Raw genomic sequence first — 20,675 nt, forward strand, 5'->3', positions numbered from 1 at the left:
CATGGCATCGCTGGATTGGCTGACGAAGACACCCATTGCCCATCGCGGTTTGCATGATCTCAACAAGTCCCGATGGGAGAATACGCTTTCAGCCTTCGATGCGGCGGCAAGCGCCGGATTTGCCATCGAATGCGATGTGCACCTCTCCGCCGATGGCAAGGCCCTGGTGTTTCACGACGGCACGCTCGATCGCCTCGCCGGGAAGCCCGGCAATATTCATGATGTCAGCGTGGCGGATGCTGCCGCGTTGCGGGTCGGCGGCACGAAGGATCACGTGCCGACACTGGCCGAAGCGCTCAGGCTCATTGCCGGGCGCGTGCCGATTGTCATCGAATTGAAGGGGATTCCGGGAAGGGACGACGGTCTCGTCAAGGCAGTCGCCGGTGATCTGGCCGGGTATGACGGCGATGCCGCCATCATGTCGTTCGACCATCACCTCATCCGGCTGTTCGGCAGGGACGCTCCGGGAATTCCGGCCGGGCTCACGGCGGAAGGTCTCGGTGACAGCGATCTGGAAGCGCATTTTTCCATGCTCGCCCATGACATCGATTTCGTCTCCTACAATGTCCATCATCTGGAAAACCGCTTTGTCGGTTTTGTGAAAGGCAGGCTCGGCCTGCCCGTCATTTCGTGGACGGTGCGCAGCCCCGCTGACAAGGCCACGAGCGATGCGCATGTGGATCAGATCACGTTCGAGGGCTTTGATCCGCGCACTGTTTGAAACACGGCCGTCATGCCGCGCTGCCTCTTGTATCGCCGGGTGGAATACCTAGTTTAACCAGAGGCAGCGAGGCAACTTTCATCCTGCCGGCAACGTCGGGAAACCAAGTTCAGCAATGTCAAATCTTGATCAGGGCGAGTTTACCTTGCGCGTCGGCGATGGAATCGGCGCGTTTACGCCGGAGGAATGGTCGCAGCTCTCGGGAACATCGAACAACTCGCCCGGCTATAATCCGTTTCTTTCCCACGCCTTTCTCTCCGCGCTTGAAGATTCCGGTTGTGTCGACCGCAAGGCCGGCTGGCTGCCGCAATTCCTGCGTCTCGAGGATGCCGCAGGGAGCGTCATCGGCGCGGTTCCCTGCTATCTGAAGGGCCATAGCCAGGGCGAATATGTTTTTGACCATGGCTGGGCGGATGCTTTTGAACGGGCCGGAGGACGCTATTATCCCAAACTGCAGGCCAGTATTCCCTTTACACCGGCGACGGGCCCTCGCCTGCTTGTGCATCGCGATTGGGACGGTCCGGCCGTCCGGGCTGCCCTTGCCAATGGCCTGCGGCAGCTTGCCGGACAGCTCGGGGTTTCATCCGCGCACTCAACCTTTGTGAATACGGACGATCTGCCGGCATTCACCGAAGCCGGTTTCCTGCACCGCATCGACCAGCAGTTTCACTTTTTCAACCAAGGCTATGAAACCTATGATGATTTTCTCGATAGCCTTGCCGCGCGCAAACGCAAGGCCCTGAAGCGCGAACGGCGCGAGGCACTGGCCGACGGCATCACCATCGACCGCCTCACCGGCAGCGCCTTGACCAAACCGGTCTGGGACGACTTCTTCACCTTCTATACGGACACCGGCAACCGCAAATGGGGCCGCCCCTATCTCAACCGGGAATTCTACCGGCTGATCGGCGAACGCATGCCCGGCGACATCGTCCTGATGATGGCGCGGCGCGATGGCCGCTACATCGCCGGGGCGATCAACTTCATCGGTTCCGACCGGCTGTTTGGCCGCCACTGGGGCTGCATCGAGGACCACCGGTTCCTGCATTTCGAAGTCTGCTATCACCAGGCCATCGATTTTGCCATCGAACGCAAGCTGCATGTGGTCGAGGCAGGCGCCCAGGGCGAGCACAAGCTGGCGCGCGGCTATCTGCCGGTCACCACCCATTCCGCCCACTATATAGCGCATGAAGGGTTGCGCCGCGCTGTCGCCGGTTTTCTCGAGCACGAGCGCAATGACGTTGCAATGATGAGCGACGTGTTGAACGAGCACGCCCCCTTCAAGAAATCCGACTGCTGAACACACCATTTGCCCGGGCATGCTTGACCTTGCGCTAGTGGAACGAATTTGACATTCGCATCCCATTTGACATCATCTGCACTATGCGAATGTCAGAATCGGACCACGAGCACATCGCAAACATCCGATTCATCATTCAGGAAAGACGGGTGCCCTATGAGCCAGACCTATGACGACAACAATGTGTTCGCGAAAATCCTGCGCGGCGAGATTCCCTCGCACAAGCTGTATGAGGATGCCGACACCTATGCCTTCATGGATGTGATGCCGCAGGGCAAGGGCCACTGCCTGGTCATACCCAAGCAGCCCTCGCGCAATATTCTTGATGCCGCACCGGCCAGCCTTGCCGCCGCCATTGCCACGACGCAGAAGCTCGCACGCGCGGTCAAGACAGCCTTTGACGCGGATGGCGTGACGGTCATCCAGTTCAACGAACCGGCCTCGGGCCAGACGGTTTTCCACCTGCATTTCCACATCATTCCCCGGTTCGAGGGCATCGCGCTCAAGCCGCATACGGGACAGATGGAAGACCAGGGCGTTCTGGCCGAGAATGCCGAGAAAATACGATCGGCGCTTGCGGACATGCTCTAGGCTATCGCCATTGCCGGGCGGGAAACCGTCCCGGCCGGATAGACATGGGCAGATTTGTAGAAAAGACCCATGCCGTACCAGCACATCAGCGCCACACCGGTGCCGGCGATGACATCAACGAGATGATGCCCTCCCTCGATTGGTGTGGCCATCAGGATGATGGCATTCAATAGCAGGATGGGGAAGAACCAGAACCGGACGCCGGTAAAGGCCAGAACCAGCAGGACTGAAAGGGTTCCGTGATAGGATGGAAATGCGATCAGCCCTTTGATGGAATTGAGTGAAATCCACTGCTCAACGCCTGTTCGCAGATCAAAGAAGGTCTGCTTATAGGCAAGATCCACCACTGGCCTGTGTATTTTCCAGATCGTGTCGGCCGGTTTGATGGTCGCCAATGCCCCTGCGGAAGGCAGAATTGCCGAAATGAAGATGCACGCTAGGGCACCCGCCATGACGGCCGCAACGAAGTGCTGCGCCTTTTTCGTATCTTCCATCGTGCTGAAGACGATGACGGCACATGCGACTTGCGCCAATGTGGTCAAATAGGTGATCGAAAACACCAGACCCAGCCACGGATGTTCGCTGACATAGCGTGCATAGGTGAGCCAGTCGAAGCCAAGGAGAGCGTCGAGGCGCATAAGCGTGGCGTCAATGGCGGGAAAATCAAGCGACGTCACCAGATAGCTCAACACCGCCGCAGCAGCGCTGAATGCCATGAGAATGGCCGTTTCGACGCACATCACGTTAAAATGACGCCTCGGCCGTTTGGCATGATAGACATAAGCAGCGAAGCCGCAGAGGCCCGTCAGGACGACCACCTTCAAAGCACTCGAGGTGTCGAACCGGAAGTCAGATGCGGCAATCCACACCGCGTCGATCAGCAGTATTCCGGCAACAATCAATGCCTTCCAAAGGGTCTGATTATTCGATTTCATCCGGACTCCGCATGTTACGATGGCAGGCGCTGCGGCGATGCCGCGGATACCGTGGGATATCTTTGGAACACCAAGGTGACGGTCATCAGCAGCTTGCTGGCAAGCAAAGCCAGTCCGAACACGGCAAACCCGCCGATGACGTCGACGAGATGATGACCGCCTTGCACAAGGATGGCCGGCAGCATCAGCGTGTTGACGATGATAAACACCGGGAAGGCAAATGGCGTCCTGACCATGAACCAGACGGCCATGCACGCCATAACCGTGTGGAATGAGGGAAAAGCGATCAAACCCAGCGCATCTGCGGGTGAGAGAAAGACCGGCCCCTCTAGAACCAGGCGGTTCAGTTCCGCGCCGTAGCTGTTGCCGACGATCATCGCGAACGAGTCCGAAACGCCGGGAGGCAGAACTTCGAATGCCGCGGGCCCGGAGCTCGGGAACAGCGCCCAGACCGCTATCGATATCAGAGCGCCTGCAATGCCTGTCAGCAGGAAACGGTGCAGGCGTTCCCGTTGTCCTGAAAAGCCAAGAATAAGAACGATCACAACGAGCTGGGGCATCGAGCTTGCGTAAATCCAGCGCAGGGCGGTGCCGAGCGCGGGCATCTCCGCCACATAGACAACGGCGTCCGTCCAGGAGAACCCAATCGCCGCATCAAGCCTGGCAAGAAGCGGATCGATGCGGCGGTCACCCACAGGCAGCAGCAGATAATTGAAGATTGAGCCGGCAATCGTAAACAGAATAAACAGGCCGGCTCCGGTTGCTGCCAGCGCGATCTTTTCTTCGCCGCGTATCGTGCGGTAGATATGGCCGATTGCGATGCTTGTGCCGCCAATTGCGCACACCACGGCGTAGTTGAACCAGTCGACACCGACGTCCTTGACGGCAATCAGCACCGCATCGATCACAAACAATGCGGCCACGATGCCTGCGCAAATCTTTTCAGCCGGATGCAAGATCATCGTTGAGCCCTTTATGCAGGCCCAGCATAGCCTGCGGGGTTTAAGGATGGCTGAATCGAAATGCTTCACGTTTCATGAAACATACAACCCGGCAATCAGCACGATTTCGGCAGCAATCACACTGACAATCACATGGCGGCCAAGGCGCAGATAGGCCAGAAACCCGACGGCGGCGGCGCCAAGGCGCAAAAACACCGAGGACTCGGCGAGCGATCCGCTGGGATAGAGAATGAGCTGGGCGATCACTCCGGCTACAAGCGCTGTTGCAATGGCGCGCACCGCGATGAGCGCATCGGAATCCTCACGCACCCGCCCGCCGATGAGAACACCCAGATACCGCCAGATGTCCGTCGGCAGCCAGCCTGCCAGCAGGATGAAGAGATAGGGCCACCACCAGTCGGTCAGGCTGTGCCAGGTCATGCTGCGCGCGCCCTCGCCCACCGCACATAGCCCATCGTCACTGCACCGCCGGCAAGGCCCGTCAGCAGCAGATCATAGGCCGGTGCCAGATGATGAATGAGCGGGAACAGCGCCAGACCCGATACCATCGCCACGTGGACCGACCGGTCGCGCGCCGATCCCCACAGCGACGTCAGGAAATACATCGGCGTCAGGAAGAACAGCGCCGCGAACACAATCGGCGGAAAATCCGTCGACAGAAAATAGACGAGTGCCACCACAAGCGCATTGGTCACGGTGAGCGTGATGCCGAGACCGGCGAAGTAACTGACACGCATATCGCGCGGTATGTGGCGGAACCGCTCCATACCCATGACCCAGGCGGTGACGGCAATGAAATGCGACAGGAAAAGCAGCGTGATCCGGCGCGTCTTCGGCCCGCGCATTTCCGGAATGAAGGCAGCCACCATCGGCATGAGGCGGATTGACGACAGGGCAACGGCAATCGACGCCCCGAGAAGCGAATAGCCGCCGGAAATCGCACCGATCAGGACGATATTGGCCGGAAGCGCCCAGATTGCCGCAACCATGAAGGTTGCCTGCAGCAGCGACACGCCATTTTCACTGGCAAAACCGGCAAAGCCCACATGCGCCGTCATGAGAATGAAGGCTGGAATGCTGAAGATCATCGCCATGCCGGACAGAAACCATGAGAACCGCGTTCTCACGCTGTCGTCTACCGGCGTCTGTGATGAAGGAAATTCGGAATCGCCCATGATTCAATCGATAGCCCGATCCTGCCATGCCAGCAAGAAAAAGGCCGCCCGGAGGCGGCCTTTTCGTTACTTCTTGCGCGGCACCTTCGGCACCGATGCCTTGCCGCGCGATGGCGGCGTTGGCTCGTCGGCGATGGAAGGACCGGACGTTACTTTTTCAAGTATCGGCTTCTTCGGCGCGGGCTTCTTCTTCGCCACCGGCTTTTTCTCGACAGCGATTTCCTGCTTCGGCTTCACCGCCACTTCGTCGGCGATATAGTCAAGCACAAGCCCCTTGGAACCATCGGCCTTCTCGGCCACCGAGACGACAACGGTACCGCCCTTCTTCAGCCTGCCAAACAGCACCTCGTCAGCCAGCGGCTTCTTGATGTGTTCCTGAATGACGCGGCCAAGCGGACGGGCGCCCATACGGTCGTCGTACCCCTTTTCGGCCAGCCAGGCGATTGCCTCTGGCTTCAGATCGAACGTCACGCCGCGATCGGCAAGCTGTGCCTCAAGCTGGATGACGAACTTCTGCACCACCTGATGGATGACCGGAATTGGCAGGGGACCGAACGGAATGATGGCATCGAGACGGTTGCGGAACTCCGGCGTGAACAGCCGGTTGATCGCTTCCATATCATCACCCTCCCGCCGCGAGGAGCCGAAACCGATGGCCGAGCGCGCCGCATCCGACGCACCGGCATTGGTGGTCATGATCAGGATGACGTTGCGGAAATCGATCTGCTTGCCATTGTGATCCGTCAATTTGCCGTGATCCATGACCTGCAACAGGATGTTGAACAGATCCGGATGCGCCTTTTCGATTTCATCGAGCAGCAGCACGCAATGCGGATGCTGATCGACGCCATCGCTCAGAAGACCGCCCTGGTCGAAACCGACATAGCCGGGAGGTGCACCGAGCAGACGCGAAACCGTATGGCGCTCCATATATTCCGACATGTCGAAACGCAGGAGTTCCACGCCGAGCGACAGCGCCAGCTGCTTGGCCACTTCGGTCTTGCCGACGCCGGTCGGGCCCGAGAACAGGTAGGAGCCGATTGGCTTCTCCGGTTCGCGCAGGCCGGCACGGGCCAGCTTGATCGAGGAGGACAGGGCCTCGATTGCCAGATCCTGGCCATAGACGACACGCTTCAGTTCGGCCTCAAGATTGGACAGAACAGCTTCGTCATCCTTGGACACGGTTTTCGGCGGAATGCGGGCCATCGTCGCGATGGTGGCCTCGATTTCCTTGACGCCGATGGACTTCTTGCGCTTTCCTTCGGGCAGCAGCATCTGGCTGGCGCCCGTCTCGTCGATCACATCGATGGCCTTGTCGGGCAATTTGCGGTCGCTGATATAGCGCGCCGACAGTTCCACCGCCGATTTGATCGCTTCCACCGTGTACTTGACCTTGTGGAAGTCCTCGAAATACGGACGAAGACCCTTCATGATCTCGATGGCATCCGGGATCGACGGTTCATTGACATCGATCTTCTGGAAACGCCGGACAAGCGCCCTGTCCTTCTCGAAGAACTGGCGGAATTCCTTGTACGTCGTCGAGCCGATGCAGCGGATGGCACCGGAGGACAATGCCGGCTTCAGAAGGTTCGACGCATCCATCGCACCGCCCGATGTGGCACCCGCACCGATGATCGTGTGAATCTCGTCGATGAACAGGATCGCCCCCGGAAACTCCTCAAGCTCCTTGATGACCTGCTTCAGGCGCTCCTCGAAATCACCGCGATAGCGGGTTCCGGCCAGCAATGTGCCCATATCGAGCGAAAACACCGTGGCGTCGGCAAGAACCGACGGCACCTTGCCTTCGACGATCCGCTTGGCCAGACCTTCGGCGATGGCTGTCTTGCCCACGCCGGGATCGCCCACATAGAGCGGATTGTTCTTCGAACGGCGGCACAGAATCTGGATCGTCCGGTTGATTTCCTGATCGCGGCCGATCAACGGATCGATCTTGCCGGCTTTCGCGCGGTCGTTCAGATTGTTGCAGTAGGCCGTCAGGGCATCCTGCTTCTTCTTCGTTGCGCCCTCTTCCGACTCGGAAGCGTGGTTTTCTTCATTGTTGCTCTCCGCACCCAGCGGGGTGCGCGGCTCCGACGCGCCGGGGCGCTTGGAGATGCCATGGGAGATGTAGTTGACCGCGTCATAACGGGTCATCTGCTGTTCCTGCAGGAAGAAGGCCGCATGGCTTTCCCGCTCGGCAAAAATGGCCACAAGAACGTTGGCGCCGGTGACTTCTTCACGGTTGGAGGATTGAACGTGAATAACGGCGCGCTGGATGACGCGCTGGAACGCGGCGGTTGGCTTTGAGTCCTCATCATACCCGGTGACAAGGTTATCCAGTTCGTGATCGACATAATCGGTCACGGTGCGGGTCAGCTGTGCGAGGTCAACATTGCAGGCGCGCATGACACTGCTCGCGTCCTGATCATCAATGAGTGCGAGGAGCAGATGCTCCAGCGTCGCATATTCATGATGATGCTCGTTCGCGATTGTCAGCGCCTGATGGAGGGCCCGCTCCAGACTAGGTGAGAAAGATGGCATGAAACCTCACTTTTTCTCCATCACGCATTGTAGCGGATGTTGGTTTTGCCGCGCATAGTCCATGACTTGGGTCATCTTGGACTCGGCGACCTCATAGGTAAAGACTCCACACTCTCCCACCCCATGATTATGCACATGAAGCATGATGCGTGTGGCATCTTCTTTGTTTTTCTGGAAAAAGCGTTCCAGAACATGAATGACGAATTCCATGGGAGTGTAATCGTCATTCAGGAGCAACACCCGGTAAAGACTCGGCTTCTTCAGCTTAGGCTTGGTACGTGTGATGACAGCCGTTCCCCGGCCGGGGCCATTGCCGCTGCCTTTGTCTTCATCTTGCATTGTTGGTGCAAACCGCTTCATCTCTTCCAATACCCGCATTTGGTGGTCATGTGTTGCCCTGTGCATTCTATGTAGGTCGCAACGCGCTGATTTTAAGCCCTCTCACAAAGCATGCAATATCACTCGGCCCGTTTTCGGGCGCGCAGATAAAAAAAGTCCGGTTGCGCGTGCAACCGGACCTTCCTCAAACCGAAAATAAGGCTGGATTTATTTGGTGACCTTGGCAACTGCCGCCTCGTAGGGCTTGTAGGCTTCCTTGGCGAGATCGGCATAGAGTTCGCCGAACTTGGTCGCCTGGGCAACAAACGCTTCATAGGCCTTCTTGGAGAAAGCGGTGTGGGCTTCGTAAAGCTGCTCAACCGACTTGGTCGTGCCAAGCTTTTCAACCAGTGCCGTGCCGTCTTCGAAGGACTTCTTCGAGTATTCAGCCGCTTCATTGGCGATTGTCTGCAAACCCTGAGACAGAACGGAAACGCTCTTCATCGAGGTGTTGACGAATTCCTTGCTCGATTCACTCAGAGTTTCGAATGGATTGGCCATGATAAATCCTTCCTTGGATTAAATTTCCTCGTAGCCATATTTAGTGTGCACTGCACAAAAAGTCAATTTTTTTGTGCATCGCAATAATTTCCGACAATTTTAAACAACGCAATGCCGCTGAATTCGTGAACATTCCGGTTACCATAAACAGTTTGGTAACGCTGTTGCGGGTAATGTTCGACGATCCGTACCTGACGCAACATTACGTCAGTCAAATTCCATATACGCTTTAAGTATGAGCAGGTGTTGATTGTGCTTTATCCAGCCCGCCAAGGTTCCAGATTTTTTACCAGACTCACCCATACATTCCTGGCTTTGGCGCTCGCTTCCGGAATAGGCCTGACACAGACACCCAAGGCAGAAGCATCCTCAAAGGCATCGGCCATCGTGGTGGATGCCAATACCGGCAAGACGCTCTATTCATCCAATGCCGATGCCCAGCGCTTTCCGGCATCCCTCACCAAGATGATGACGCTGTACATGCTGTTTGAAGCGATGGAAGCCGGAAAAGTCTCGAAGTCGACCCCCATTCCCGTTTCGGCCTATGCCGCAGGACAGCCGCCGACAAAGATCGGCTTCAAGCCCGGCCAGACCATCAGCGCGGAAGCGGCCATCCTCTCCGTCATCACTAAATCGGCCAATGACTCGGCGACAGCCATCGGCGAATATCTCGGCGGTTCGGAACAGCGCTTTGCCCAGATGATGACCAACAAGGCGCGCCAGCTCGGCATGCGCAACACCACCTTCCGCAACGCCTCGGGCCTGCCCAATCCGCAGCAGCGCTCTTCGGCGCGCGATCTTGCCCTGCTCGGCATCGCCCTGCGCGAACATTTTCCGCAATATTATGATTATTTCTCCACGCGCAGCTTCAGCTATCGCGGCCGCCGCATCGCCGGTCACAACCGCCTGCTCGGCAAGGTACGCGGTGTGGATGGCATCAAGACCGGCTATACCCGCGATTCCGGCTTCAACCTCGTTTCGTCGGTGAATGTCGATGGCAAGAAGATGGTTGCCGTAGTGATGGGCGGCACCAGCGGCGGTGCCCGCGATGCGCAGATGGCCAAGCTGATCGAGCAGTATCTGCCGGGCGCTTCGCGCCGAGACGGCGGCAATCTCCTGGCCTCGCGCAAGAACAGCAAGGTTCAGGTCGCTGCCGTTGAACTCCCCGAGGACGACGATGCACCGATGCCGACGCAGCGCGCCGAAGTTGTTGCAAAGACCAGCAATGTGGTGACCGCCTATGCCTCCGCTCCGGCCCAGTCGCCAGCCGCGCAGATCCTGACCGTTCCAACCCCGACCGCACGTGCAGACGTTGCCGAATCCGACGATGAGGCAGAGGTCGATCCGGTGACCACCGCTTCGGCTTCCGACAAGGGTACAGCCAGCGGCTGGATGGTGCAGATCGGGTCGATGGGCAGCGCCGATGAAGCCAAGGCAATTCTTGCCCGCGCAGCCTCGGAGGTCGGTGGTTCGCTTGCCACCCTGTCGCCCTACACCGAAAAATTCCAGAAGGGTTCGGCAACCTATTACCGCGCCCGCTTTGCCGGCATTGCCTCAGCCAAGGCTGCAAACAATGCCTGCACTGCATTGAAGCGTCAAAACTACCATTGCTTTGCAATTGCGCCCCAATCGTAAGGCAGTGATCTGAAAGACCCAGTTGGTACAGAGTTGAGGGTTTTGCGAATGTCGAGTGTCAATGAATTCCATGGTTCTGCCGGTGCTGCCGGCAAGGAATCCCGCTCGCTCTTTGGCGGTATGCAGGCGTTGCAGCAGGCGGCGCAGCGTCTTGCCGATCTGCGGCGCGGTAACTCAGCGTTCAAGACGATGGACCTGGTGAACGTGCTTCTGTGCCAGGCGGCCAGAACACGGCGTGCCGCCATGCCTCCCGTGCGCCTGCATATCCGTGCTGCCGGTCACAAGGGTGTGACGGCGGTCCGGCTCAAGGTTTCCTGAGAATTCGGGTCTAGAGCAGCCCCAGCGAGGCCAGCTCGTTGCGCAGTTCCGGCGGCAATTTGGCCCGGCCTTTGCCCTGCCCTTCATCCGCCGGTGCATCTTCGCTTGTCAGATAACGCCAGCCCTGGAACGCCCGCCGCGGCTGCCATTCCGTCGCGATGATGCGCGGATCCAGCACCAGATGGCAGCGTGAAATCCCCTCATCATCCGTGAAGGTGCGAATGTCCGTCAGTATCTGGCGGCATTGTATGTTGCCCTTGATCACCCAGTAGAGCGATCCACCGGCCAGTAATTCCTCCACGCGCTTGGGAACCATGCGCGTCGTGTGGAACTGCTCGGGCGACAGGCCCGCGCGCCTGCGCTCATCCAGGCGGAAATCGATCCACGCCGCGAGATCTTCGATCGCAGTGCAGCCGACGCAGAGTTTGACGAGATTGAGAGCCATGCACGAGATTTGACGCTTTCGGGCGGCAACGTCAACCGAAACCGGCGGGTTCTCCACAAAGCGCCGGCGGGGGCATGGCGATGCCGCCCGCCGGTGAAAATTTAGTGACCGGTTGCGGGTATGGCCGCCCCGCCGCCCGATTGTCGTTTGGCAGCCGGTGCATGAACGTCCGCTGCAACCACCGGCACCTCCACGCCCTTGGCGTCATAGAGCTTGCCATTGAGGAAATAGTCGCCGTCGTGCAACTGCGCGATGTCTTGATAGCGCAGCACCCGCTCGGTACCGGCAACGAACACCGACTGCTGGTCCGAATTGCCCGCCGTCAGATGGTTGAACACGATGTTCAGCACAATTGCCATGAGTGCGGCCGAACTGATGCCGGAATGGAAGATCGTGGCGAACCATGTGGGGAAATGATCGTAGAAATTCGGCGATGCAATCGGGATCATGCCGAACCCGAGCGACGTGGCGACGATGATGAGGTTCATGTTGTTGGCATAGTCGACCTTCGACAGCGTGCGGATACCGCTCGCGGCCACGGTTCCGAACAGCACGAGGCCCGCGCCGCCGAGGACGGCGCTCGGCACCGCCGCAACGATGCGCCCCATGACCGGCAGCAGACCCAGTACGACAAGGAACAGACCGCCCGTCGCCACCACATAGCGGCTCTTGATGCCAGTCACGGCAACCAGCCCGACATTCTGGGCGAAGGCGCTTTGCGTGAACGAGCCGAACACCGGCGCGATCAGGCTCGACAGCATGTCGGCGCGCAGACCATCGCCGAGGCGGCGCGAGTCCACCTTCGTCTCGATGATCTCGCCAACCGCCAGAATATCCGCCGATGTTTCGACCAGCGTGACCATGATCACGATGAACATGGAAATGATCGCCGCCAGCTGGAAGGTCGGATACCCCCATTGAAAGATCGTCGGCAGGGCGATGAAGGGCCCTTCACTCACCTTGGAGAAGTCGGTCATTCCAAGCGCCAGTGCAATCAGGGTACCGATGACGATGGCCAGCAGGATCGACAGCCGTGAAATGCGGGCACTGCCGACCTTGCTGAGCAGGAGCACGATGACAAGGGTCACGGCTGCCAGTTCGATATTGGCCATGCTGCCGAAATCCGGCGCCTTGCTGTTGCCGCCCATCGCCCAGCGCGCCGCAACCGGCATCAGGGTCAAGCCGATGGTGGTGATGACGATCCCGGTAACCAGTGGCGGGAAAAACCGGGTGATCCTGGAAAAGACCGGCGTGATCAAAAGGCCGATGAACGAGGCGACCATGACGGCGCCCAGCACCGCCTCGATGCCGCCATTGCCGGTGATGGCGACCATGGTTGCCACACCGGAAAACGACACGCCCTGAACGAGCGGCAAACGGCAGCCGAAAAAGGGCAAGCCCATCGTCTGCAGGATCGTCGCCAGCCCGCCGGCAAACAGCGACGCGGTGATCAAAAGGCCGATGTCGTTCGATGACAGCCCTGCCGCCTGGCCCAGAATCAGCGGAACGGCAATGATGCCGCCATACATGGTCAGTACATGCTGAAAGCCATAGGCCATGTTGGCCGCCAGCCCCAGATTCTCGTCCTCCGGACGGTCCTCTGGCGTCGTTTCAATCAATCGTGATGCCAAGGTAGTGTCCTCCCAATACCTTTATGCAGCCCAACCAAACATTGCTGATCGGGCGGGAGGAAAACTATGGCAGCTTTTTGGGATTTGACTGTATCTGATTTATTGAAAGTGTTTTCGGCTGCGTGCGGGTATTGCACGCGCCGATTCAATCAATCTCAGCACTCCACGACATTGACTGCGAGACCGCCAAGGCTGGTTTCCTTGTAGCGCTCGTTCATATCATTGCCGGTCTGACGCATGGTTTCGATGCAGGCGTCGAGCGGTACGAAATGCGTGCCATCCCCCTTGATCGCCAGCGATGCGGCCGTCACCGCCTTGACTGCGCCCAGGGCATTGCGCTCGATGCAGGGCACCTGGACGAGCCCGGCCACGGGGTCGCAGGTCATGCCGAGATGGTGCTCCAGCGCAATTTCAGCCGCATTCTCGATCTGCGCGGCATTGCCGCCCATAACAGCAGCCAGTCCGGCCGCCGCCATGGCCGAGGCAGAGCCCACCTCGCCCTGACAACCGACTTCCGCGCCTGATATCGAGGCATTGTGCTTGATGACGCCGCCAATGGCCGCCGATGTCAGCAGAAAATCGCGAATGCCATCGGCATCGGCATCGTCATGGAAATGCAGGTAGTAGCGCAGCACGGCGGGAACCACGCCCGCAGCGCCATTGGTCGGCGCGGTCACAACCCGTCCGCCCGCAGCGTTCTCCTCGTTCACCGCCATGGCGTAGACCGACAGCCAGTCATTGGCCAGCAGCGGATTCATGCGGTTCTGCCGCCACTCTTCCTGCAGGCGGTCGTGCAGATAGCGGGCGCGGCGCTTGACCTTGAGGCCGCCCGGCATGATGCCTTCCTGCTCCAGCCCGCGATCGATGCAGGAGCGCATGGCCGACCAGATGCGATCGAGACCGGCATTGAGATCGTCGCGGCTCATGAAGACTTCTTCGTTGCGGCGTTTCATTTCCGCGATGGAGAGCCCGCTCTCCGTGCTCATGGCCAGCATCTGGGCCGCGTTCTTGAACGGGAACGGTACGGGATGTTCGGGTTTTGGTGCGGTGCGGGTCTTTGCGCTTTCCAGCTCTTCCTCGGTGACGACGAAACCGCCGCCGATCGAATAGAAAATCCGGCGCAGAAGCAGGCGTTCATCCGCATCATAGGCTTCGAAGGCCATGCCGTTGGCATGCCCCGGCAGCGGCGTCCTGCGGTCCATGATCAGATCGGTTGCCGGATCGAAGCGGTAGGCGGGATGCCCTTCCGGGCGAATGCGCTTCTCCTGTTTGACCGTTTCAAGCAACGCATCCATCTGGTTGGGATCGACCGTGGCCGGCAGAAGGCCGCACAGGCCAAGGATCACTGCCCGGTCCGTCGCATGGCCAATGCCCGTGAACGCCAGCGACCCGTGCAGATGCACGCGCAGGCGGTCGACCTTGACGCCGGTGGGGCGCGGCCATTGGCCGTTCTTCAATTCTTCCAGAAACAGGCCGCCAGCGGTCATCGGGCCCATCGTATGGGAACTCGAAGGACCAATGCCGATTTTATAAAGATCGAAAACCGACAGGAACATCCGGCTACCTCAAACGGTGAAATTGCATCACGCTATAATGGCCGCTCCAAGGCTTGAGCCGAAGCCAGCCACCGACCTAGCCTTGTGCTTCTACGACATGCCGGGCCAAAGAAAAAGGGTGCAGACGCACTAGGGTCCAGACCCGTTAATCTGGTCGAAATGGTATGAGGCTTTTCGTTCGAATACAAGGAGCGAAGGCGATGGGAATGTTTATCCATTCTCAAGTCCTTTGCGACGCTGTAGCCGGGCGAAAAGGCCATATCCTGCGGACGCCGAAACGGCTGCAAGCTGCAGTGTCGAGCCGCTCGGCCGGGGGAAAGGCCCCGCCCTTCGCGCCTCTCCTCGCATCTTCTTGCCGTTTCAGGCGCCATTTCGATCAGATGAACGGGTCTGGACCCTACACCCCTCCATCAGAAATTTATTTCGGCTCAACTGGACTGGAGCCTGATTTTTATCAGTGCATCGCGATGAGGTAGGTCACCAGCATGATCACTGCGAAACCGACAACTGCCCAGGCAGTAATGCCCCAGCAGGACTTTTGAACGCTATCGTCCATGAATTTTGTATTTCCCTGTTGCTCTCGAAAGGACACGATTCTGGCGAAACGCTCCCTCTCTGGGAACGCGGGTATATCCGCCCATGCCGTCCTTCGCAACGTCAAAGATGGCAAAATCAGGGCGGCGCGGCGCATGGCTGAATTGCACCCGCCGCATGACTTCAATGATTTCAAAGCGTTAAAGAAAGTTTCGATATCCTGCGGCGTTTACGATTGGGGTAAATTCGTGTTGAGTGAATCCGCAAACTGAGTCATGTGTTTGTCGACGTCTTTGCTCATACCGAGAGAGCCCGCATGGAACCCGCCCGCTTTATGTCCTACTGGCTCGATGCGCTCGCCCTCGTCTATTTCTTTGGCGTGTGGGTGCTCTATTCGCGCACCACGGACAAGGGGTTTCTCAACCGGCGCTCGCTGACATCGGAAATGAACCTTGCCCGGCGGCAGTGGATGACCACCATGTCGAGCCGCGAACTGCGCATGATTGACACCAGCATTATGATCGGCCTGCAGCAGGGCACCGGCTTTTTTGCGTCAACGTCGATTCTGGCCATTGGCGGCTGTTTCGGCCTGCTGAATTCATCCGGCCGCGTGGTCACGCTGTTCCACGATATCCCGTTCCTCGGCGAGACGACCGAACGCTTGTTTGAAACCAAGGTTCTCGGCCTGCTGGTGCTCTTCGCCTATGCCTTTTTCAAATTCGCCTGGGCTTACCGGCTGTTCAACTATTGCTCGATCCTGATCGGCGGCGTGCCCATGGCCCGCGACAAGGCGCCCGATGATCCGCAGGTCATTTTCAGCGTCAACCGGGCGGCCGAGATCAACATACTCGCCGGTCAGCACTTCAACAGCGGACTGCGCGGCATCTTCTTTTCCATCGGCTATCTCGGATGGTTTCTTGATCCCGTGCTGTTCATGATCACGACGAGCCTTGTGGCGGTCGTGCTCCTGCGCCGTCAGTTCTTCTCCAATGCCCGCGATGCGCTCCTGCGCAACAATGCCAATCCGGATTCATAGGCCGCGCGGCAGGTAGAGCCAGACAATGACGGCGGTGAAGACCATCAGCATGCCCAGAGCGATGAAGATCGCGCCAAGGCTGAAGAATGTCAGGATGATCGAATAGAAAAAGGCCGGAAGAAGCTCGGAAAAATCGAGATAGGTCCGGTAGACCGAGGTCATCTGCGCCCGTTCGTGCGGGTGCACCGCGCGAATAAAGGTGGTCGAGGCCAGCGTGTCCAGCGCAACGCAGAAAAACGCTCCGGCAAGCAGCATGAGCGCCGCGATCATCGGAAATTTCTCGCCCGCCAGCCCGGCCCCGGCCAGCGCAATGGCCAGCAGGATGAAAACGCCTGAAATCGTCCGCATCAGCCCCTTGGCCATGCCGACCTTGCCCCACAGGATCGACCCCAGCAGAAACAGGTTGCCGAGCGAGACGAGCAGGCCGCCCGCCAGTTTGCCTTGGCCCGTCGCCACCATCAGGATCGGCCCGTAGACGAAGAACGTGCTCCAGTAGCACGACCGTGAAAAAGCGATGAGCCAGGCGAGCCGCAGGCGCGGCTGCGCGACAAACCGCCGGACATTGGCGATGGGATTGGCGGCACGGCTCGGGCCCTTCTGCAGGGCGGGATTGTCGCTGAGGCGAAAATACCAGAACAGCGTGAGAAGCAGCAGGGAAAAGCCGATCGACAACAGGAAAGGCGCGATCATGCCGATGGTGCTGTAAAGAAAGACGCCGAGGAACGGCCCGGCCGTCCAGGCAAAGGTTGCCGTCGCCATGCGCACGGACTCCGCGCGCACGAGTTCGCCCTTCTTGATATGGTCCATGATGTAGAGACTGAGCGTGATGGACAGTGCGCCTGCCCCGAAGGTGCGCAGGAACAGCCCTGCCGCCTGTCCCGGCACCGTATCCAGCGCGAAGGCGCAGCATCCCAGGATCAGCGAGATGGCGCCGGCCGTATAGACCCAGCGGCGCGGAATGCGGACGATCAGCAGCGGAATCGACAGGGTGACCATCAGTCCGAGCATCGACATGCAGGTGTAGAGGATGCTGACGCTGCGTTCGCTCTGCAGCAGGTCGTAGGTCTGGATCGGCACCACGCTGGTGATGATCGCCCGTGCCATCGATTCGATGCCGAAGAGGATCGCAAACACCCGGGCGGTCGGACGTTTGGCCGTGCTGATCCAGATGGGATGGCGAACTTGATTGATCACGGAGTTGACTAACGGGGAAATGCTGATTCGAGCGCTCCTGATAGTGGAGCGCAAAACCATGGATAGCAGTCAATCAAGCGACATTATATGTCTGTTTCGCAGAAACCCTTGAAACAAGTGCGAAATATGCGGCGTGATGCGCGCCGGAAACACATGGATTTTGTTTTGCAACTCCCCTAGCCTGTCAGGAGTTGCAATCATCGAGATTCCCGCATGAGCCAGACCGAGACGCCTGCCCCGCCCGCCACATCCCGTCTCGGCAAGCTTGATGTTCTGCGCGGCATCGCTCTGATCGCGATGGCCACCTATCATACGGGCTGGGATTTCGAGTTTTTCGGCTATATGGAGCCCGGCACCACGGGCCATGGTGCGTGGAAGCTTTATGCCCGCATCATCGCTTCGACCTTCCTTGTGCTTGTCGGTTTCAGCCTTGTGCTGGCCCATCGCAACGGCATCCGCTGGCGCTCTTTCGGTATCCGGCTGGTGCAGATCATCGCGGCATCCCTCGCCATCACCCTCGTCACCCGCACCATCACGCCGGACAGTTTCGTGTTCTTCGGTATCCTGCATGAAATTGCCGCCGCCAGCGTGCTCGGCCTGTTGTTTCTGCGCCTTCCCGCCATTGTCATCGCTGCCGCTGCGGCAGCCGTCGTCGCCGCGCCGCATTACCTCGCCTCCGCCGCTTTCGACGCCCCGGCCCTCTGGCCGCTCGGCTTGTCGGAAATGCCTATCCGTTCCAATGATTACGTGCCGATTTTCCCGTGGTTTGGTCCGGTTCTGGCGGGCATGGCCCTTGCCAAGACAATGCTGCACCTCGACCTCATGCGCATCTTTGCCGGAACCATCCGGCCCGCCTGGCTCGACCGGGGATTGCGGTTCATCGGCCAGCACAGCCTGGCGTTCTACCTGATCCATCAACCGGTGCTGATCAGCTGCGTTTTCCTGATCGCGCAGGTGTTTCCACCAGCCACGCTTACACCGCACGAGGTTTTTGACCGGGAATGCACGCGCAGCTGCTCGGCGGACAATGACAGGGCGTTCTGCGAGCGGTTTTGCACCTGCACGGTGGGCCAGCTGGAAACGCAAAAGATTTTCGACGATGTCTATACGGGCAAGCGCAACCAGGACAATGATCCGCAGTTGCAGGACATCACCGGCATGTGCACGCAGGAAGCGATGCAGCCCTGATCGAAATTTTCATCGGCAGTTGCAGCCTCAGGTATTCACGCCCAGTTCCGCCAGCCGTTCGATGCAGGCTTCTTCAACCTGATCGAGTTCAGCCAGGGTTTCCTCGATGTCGCGGCGCTTCTGGCGCAGGTCGCCGCGCTTTTCCTCGACGCGCTTCATCAACAGGTGCAGTTGACCCATTTCCCCCGGCGGCTCGCGGTACATCTGCACGATTTCGTGGATTTCGGCGATGGAAAAACCGAGGCGCTTGCCGCGCAGGATCTGCTTGAGCAGATGCCGGTCCGATGGCCGGAACAGGCGTGTTCGTCCGCGGCGTACCGGATGGATCAGCCCCTCATCCTCATAGAAGCGCAATGTCCGGGTGGAAACGCCGAACTCCCGCGTCAGCTCAGTAATGGAATAATATTCGCGCATGACAGACATTGCTCTGATTTTTCTCGATATTTCACATGGATGTTTGGCCACGCAATTACGTAAAAGTCAATTGTACGTTTGTTAGCATAAATGAACGTTCGTCTCAAATGCTAAGGAATGGCCCGTTTAGGCCAGCCGGAACCACCACGTTGCCAGCCCCAGAAACGAGAAAAAGCCGACGACGTCGGTCACCGTGGTGACAAAGACAGCCGACGAAATGGCCGGATCGGCGCCGAATTTGTCGAGCAGCAAGGGAATCAGAATACCGCCAAGGGCAGCCGCCATCATGTTGATGATCATGGCCGAGGCGATGATTCCGCCCAGTTCGGCATTCTGGAACCAGAATCCGGCAACCATGCCGATCAGCACGGCGAACACCATGCCGTTGATCAACCCGACCGAGGCTTCGCGCCGGATGATGCGGCCCGCATTGTAGATATCCATGTCCCGTGTCGCCAGCGCGCGCACGGTCACGGTCATGGTCTGGGTCGCCGCATTGCCGCCCATGGAGGCGACGATGGGCATCAGCACCGCCAGCGCCACCATCTGCTGGATGGTGCCGTCGAACAGCCCGATGATGGAAGCGGAGAGAAACGCCGTGAACAGGTTGACGACGAGCCAGGGCGTGCGCGAGCGCGAGGTGGACAGGACGGAGTCGGACAGTTCTTCGTCGCCCACGCCGCCGAGGCGCATAATGTCCTCTTCGGCCTCTTCCTGAATGACGTCGACGATGTTCTCGATGGTCAGCACGCCGACAAGCCGTTCATTCTCGTCGACAACGGCGGCGGACAGCAGGTCGTATTGCTCGAAAATCTGCGCCGCCTCTTCCTGATCCATCGTCGCGGGAATGGCATGGCGCGTCTCGTGCATGATCTCGTCGATCTTGCTGTCGCGGCCAGCGCGCAGGATGCGGTCGAGATCGATGGCGCCGAGCAACCGGAACATCGGATCGATGACGAAAATCTGCGAGAAGGATTCCGGCAGATCGGCATTGTTGCGCATGTAGTCGATGGTCTGGCCGACGGTCCAGAACGGCGGCACGGCGACGAACTCCGTCTGCATGCGGCGTCCGGCGGTCTCTTCGGGATAGCCGAGCGAACGGCGCAGGCGCACGCGTTCGGTGAATGGCAGCTGCGCCAAAATCTCGTCGCGGTCTTCCTGGTCAAGATCTTCCAGGATGTAGACGGCATCGTCGGAATCCAGGTCCTGAACCGCTTCAGCGATCTGCTGATTCGGCATGGCATCGACGATTTCGAGGCGCACGGCCTCGTCGACTTCGGTCAGCGCGGCAAAATCGAATTCATCGCCAAGCAGCTCGATGAGCGCCGCGCGCTGCTCCGATTGCAGCGCTTCGAGGACGTGACCCAGTTCTGACTGGTGCAGTTTGCCGACGTGGGAACGCAGGAACAGAACATCGCGATCCGCAATAGCGGCGCCGACACGGGCGAGATAGGACGAGCGGACAGCGCCGTCTTCGCCATAAATGTCGACATCCCGCTCGTCATCAGCGGGCGGAGGCAATGTTTCCGTTTCGTCCATCGATCCGCACCTGCCTTCCCGACACGACTTGCACCATACAGTGTCAGTTAACGCATAACCCCCGAAATCCAAATCGATTTT

General features: G+C 59.0%; 20 protein-coding genes. 7 read left to right on the forward strand and 13 right to left on the reverse strand.

Going from position 1 to position 20,675, the window contains the following annotated elements:
- Position 1 precedes the first annotated feature (1 nt).
- The 3 genes from C5750_RS06145 to C5750_RS06155 all read left to right on the forward strand — a co-directional run bounded on the left by C5750_RS06145 (position 2) and on the right by C5750_RS06155 (position 2,612).
- Complete coding sequence (locus tag C5750_RS06145; RefSeq protein WP_105732898.1) at positions 2-721, forward strand: glycerophosphodiester phosphodiesterase; 720 nt, start codon at positions 2-4, stop codon at positions 719-721.
- A 115-nt stretch (positions 722-836) separates the two neighbouring features.
- Positions 837-2,021, forward strand: a complete 1,185-nt coding sequence (locus C5750_RS06150) for a GNAT family N-acetyltransferase (RefSeq protein ID WP_105732899.1) — start codon at positions 837-839, stop codon at positions 2,019-2,021.
- A 156-nt stretch (positions 2,022-2,177) separates the two neighbouring features.
- A complete protein-coding gene (locus C5750_RS06155; RefSeq protein WP_105732900.1) occupies positions 2,178-2,612 on the forward strand; it encodes an HIT family protein in 435 nt (144 codons plus the stop codon).
- On the opposite strand, the gene C5750_RS06160 is transcribed toward C5750_RS06155, so the two are convergent.
- The 7 genes from C5750_RS06160 to C5750_RS06190 all read right to left on the reverse strand — a co-directional run bounded on the left by C5750_RS06160 (position 2,609) and on the right by C5750_RS06190 (position 9,104).
- Complete coding sequence (locus tag C5750_RS06160; RefSeq protein WP_105732901.1) at positions 2,609-3,547, reverse strand: phosphatase PAP2 family protein; 939 nt, start codon at positions 3,545-3,547, stop codon at positions 2,609-2,611. The genes C5750_RS06155 and C5750_RS06160 overlap by 4 nt on opposite strands.
- 14 nt (positions 3,548-3,561) lie before the next feature.
- Positions 3,562-4,509, reverse strand: coding sequence for a phosphatase PAP2 family protein (locus tag C5750_RS06165; protein ID WP_105732902.1), 948 nt, complete (start codon positions 4,507-4,509; stop codon positions 3,562-3,564).
- Positions 4,510-4,581: 72 nt separating this feature from the next.
- On the reverse strand, positions 4,582-4,929 hold the full coding sequence (locus tag C5750_RS06170) for an AzlD domain-containing protein (protein ID WP_105733145.1): 348 nt from the start codon (positions 4,927-4,929) through the stop codon (positions 4,582-4,584).
- Entirely contained in the window at positions 4,926-5,684 is a 759-nt protein-coding gene (locus C5750_RS06175; protein WP_105732903.1) for an AzlC family ABC transporter permease, read from the reverse strand. Before C5750_RS06175 ends, C5750_RS06170 begins: the two co-directional genes overlap by 4 nt.
- A 66-nt stretch (positions 5,685-5,750) precedes the next feature.
- The gene (gene clpA / locus C5750_RS06180; RefSeq protein WP_105732904.1) at positions 5,751-8,225 is read right to left on the reverse strand and encodes an ATP-dependent Clp protease ATP-binding subunit ClpA; all 2,475 of its coding nucleotides are present in this window, start codon (positions 8,223-8,225) and stop codon (positions 5,751-5,753) included.
- A 6-nt stretch (positions 8,226-8,231) separates the two neighbouring features.
- Complete coding sequence (gene clpS / locus C5750_RS06185) at positions 8,232-8,585, reverse strand: ATP-dependent Clp protease adapter ClpS (protein ID WP_105733146.1); 354 nt, start codon at positions 8,583-8,585, stop codon at positions 8,232-8,234.
- A 186-nt stretch (positions 8,586-8,771) separates the two neighbouring features.
- On the reverse strand, positions 8,772-9,104 hold the full coding sequence (locus C5750_RS06190) for a phasin family protein (protein WP_105732905.1): 333 nt from the start codon (positions 9,102-9,104) through the stop codon (positions 8,772-8,774).
- Positions 9,105-9,326: 222 nt separating this feature from the next.
- Here C5750_RS06190 and C5750_RS06195 point away from each other — a divergent pair, with 222 nt between their 5' ends.
- Both C5750_RS06195 and C5750_RS06200 read left to right on the forward strand, forming a co-directional pair.
- A complete protein-coding gene (locus tag C5750_RS06195) occupies positions 9,327-10,739 on the forward strand; it encodes an SPOR domain-containing protein (RefSeq protein WP_425350426.1) in 1,413 nt (470 codons plus the stop codon).
- Positions 10,740-10,787: 48 nt separating this feature from the next.
- Positions 10,788-11,057, forward strand: a complete 270-nt coding sequence (locus C5750_RS06200) for a hypothetical protein (protein ID WP_105732906.1) — start codon at positions 10,788-10,790, stop codon at positions 11,055-11,057.
- A 10-nt stretch (positions 11,058-11,067) separates the two neighbouring features.
- On the opposite strand, the gene C5750_RS06205 is transcribed toward C5750_RS06200, so the two are convergent.
- The 3 genes from C5750_RS06205 to C5750_RS06215 all read right to left on the reverse strand — a co-directional run bounded on the left by C5750_RS06205 (position 11,068) and on the right by C5750_RS06215 (position 14,689).
- On the reverse strand, positions 11,068-11,502 hold the full coding sequence (locus tag C5750_RS06205) for a DUF1489 family protein (RefSeq protein WP_105732907.1): 435 nt from the start codon (positions 11,500-11,502) through the stop codon (positions 11,068-11,070).
- Between the two features lie 101 nt (positions 11,503-11,603).
- Positions 11,604-13,133: a nucleobase:cation symporter-2 family protein gene (locus C5750_RS06210; protein WP_425350413.1), complete on the reverse strand. Its 1,530-nt coding sequence runs from the start codon at positions 13,131-13,133 to the stop codon at positions 11,604-11,606.
- Between the two features lie 155 nt (positions 13,134-13,288).
- Positions 13,289-14,689 (reverse strand): L-serine ammonia-lyase, encoded by a 1,401-nt coding sequence (locus C5750_RS06215; protein WP_105732908.1) that lies wholly within the window; start codon positions 14,687-14,689, stop codon positions 13,289-13,291.
- A gap of 850 nt (positions 14,690-15,539) precedes the next feature.
- Here C5750_RS06215 and C5750_RS06225 point away from each other — a divergent pair.
- Complete coding sequence (locus C5750_RS06225) at positions 15,540-16,259, forward strand: DUF599 domain-containing protein (RefSeq protein WP_105732910.1); 720 nt, start codon at positions 15,540-15,542, stop codon at positions 16,257-16,259.
- Here C5750_RS06225 and C5750_RS06230 read toward each other — a convergent pair.
- Positions 16,254-17,453: an MFS transporter gene (locus C5750_RS06230; protein ID WP_105732911.1), complete on the reverse strand. Its 1,200-nt coding sequence runs from the start codon at positions 17,451-17,453 to the stop codon at positions 16,254-16,256. The two genes, C5750_RS06225 and C5750_RS06230, sit on opposite strands and share 6 nt — an antisense overlap.
- Positions 17,454-17,666: 213 nt before the next feature.
- Here C5750_RS06230 and C5750_RS06235 point away from each other — a divergent pair, with 213 nt between their 5' ends.
- A complete protein-coding gene (locus C5750_RS06235; protein ID WP_105732912.1) occupies positions 17,667-18,641 on the forward strand; it encodes a heparan-alpha-glucosaminide N-acetyltransferase in 975 nt (324 codons plus the stop codon).
- A gap of 27 nt (positions 18,642-18,668) precedes the next feature.
- On the opposite strand, the gene C5750_RS06240 is transcribed toward C5750_RS06235, so the two are convergent.
- Together C5750_RS06240 and mgtE are read right to left on the reverse strand one after the other, a co-directional pair.
- Positions 18,669-19,055: a MerR family transcriptional regulator gene (locus C5750_RS06240; RefSeq protein ID WP_105733149.1), complete on the reverse strand. Its 387-nt coding sequence runs from the start codon at positions 19,053-19,055 to the stop codon at positions 18,669-18,671.
- A gap of 126 nt (positions 19,056-19,181) precedes the next feature.
- Positions 19,182-20,594, reverse strand: coding sequence for a magnesium transporter (gene mgtE, locus C5750_RS06245; protein WP_105732913.1), 1,413 nt, complete (start codon positions 20,592-20,594; stop codon positions 19,182-19,184).
- Positions 20,595-20,675 lie beyond the last annotated feature (81 nt).

Origin of the sequence: Phyllobacterium myrsinacearum (genome assembly GCF_002980555.1) — a bacterium.
Taxonomy (GTDB): Bacteria; Pseudomonadota; Alphaproteobacteria; order Rhizobiales; family Rhizobiaceae; genus Phyllobacterium; species Phyllobacterium myrsinacearum.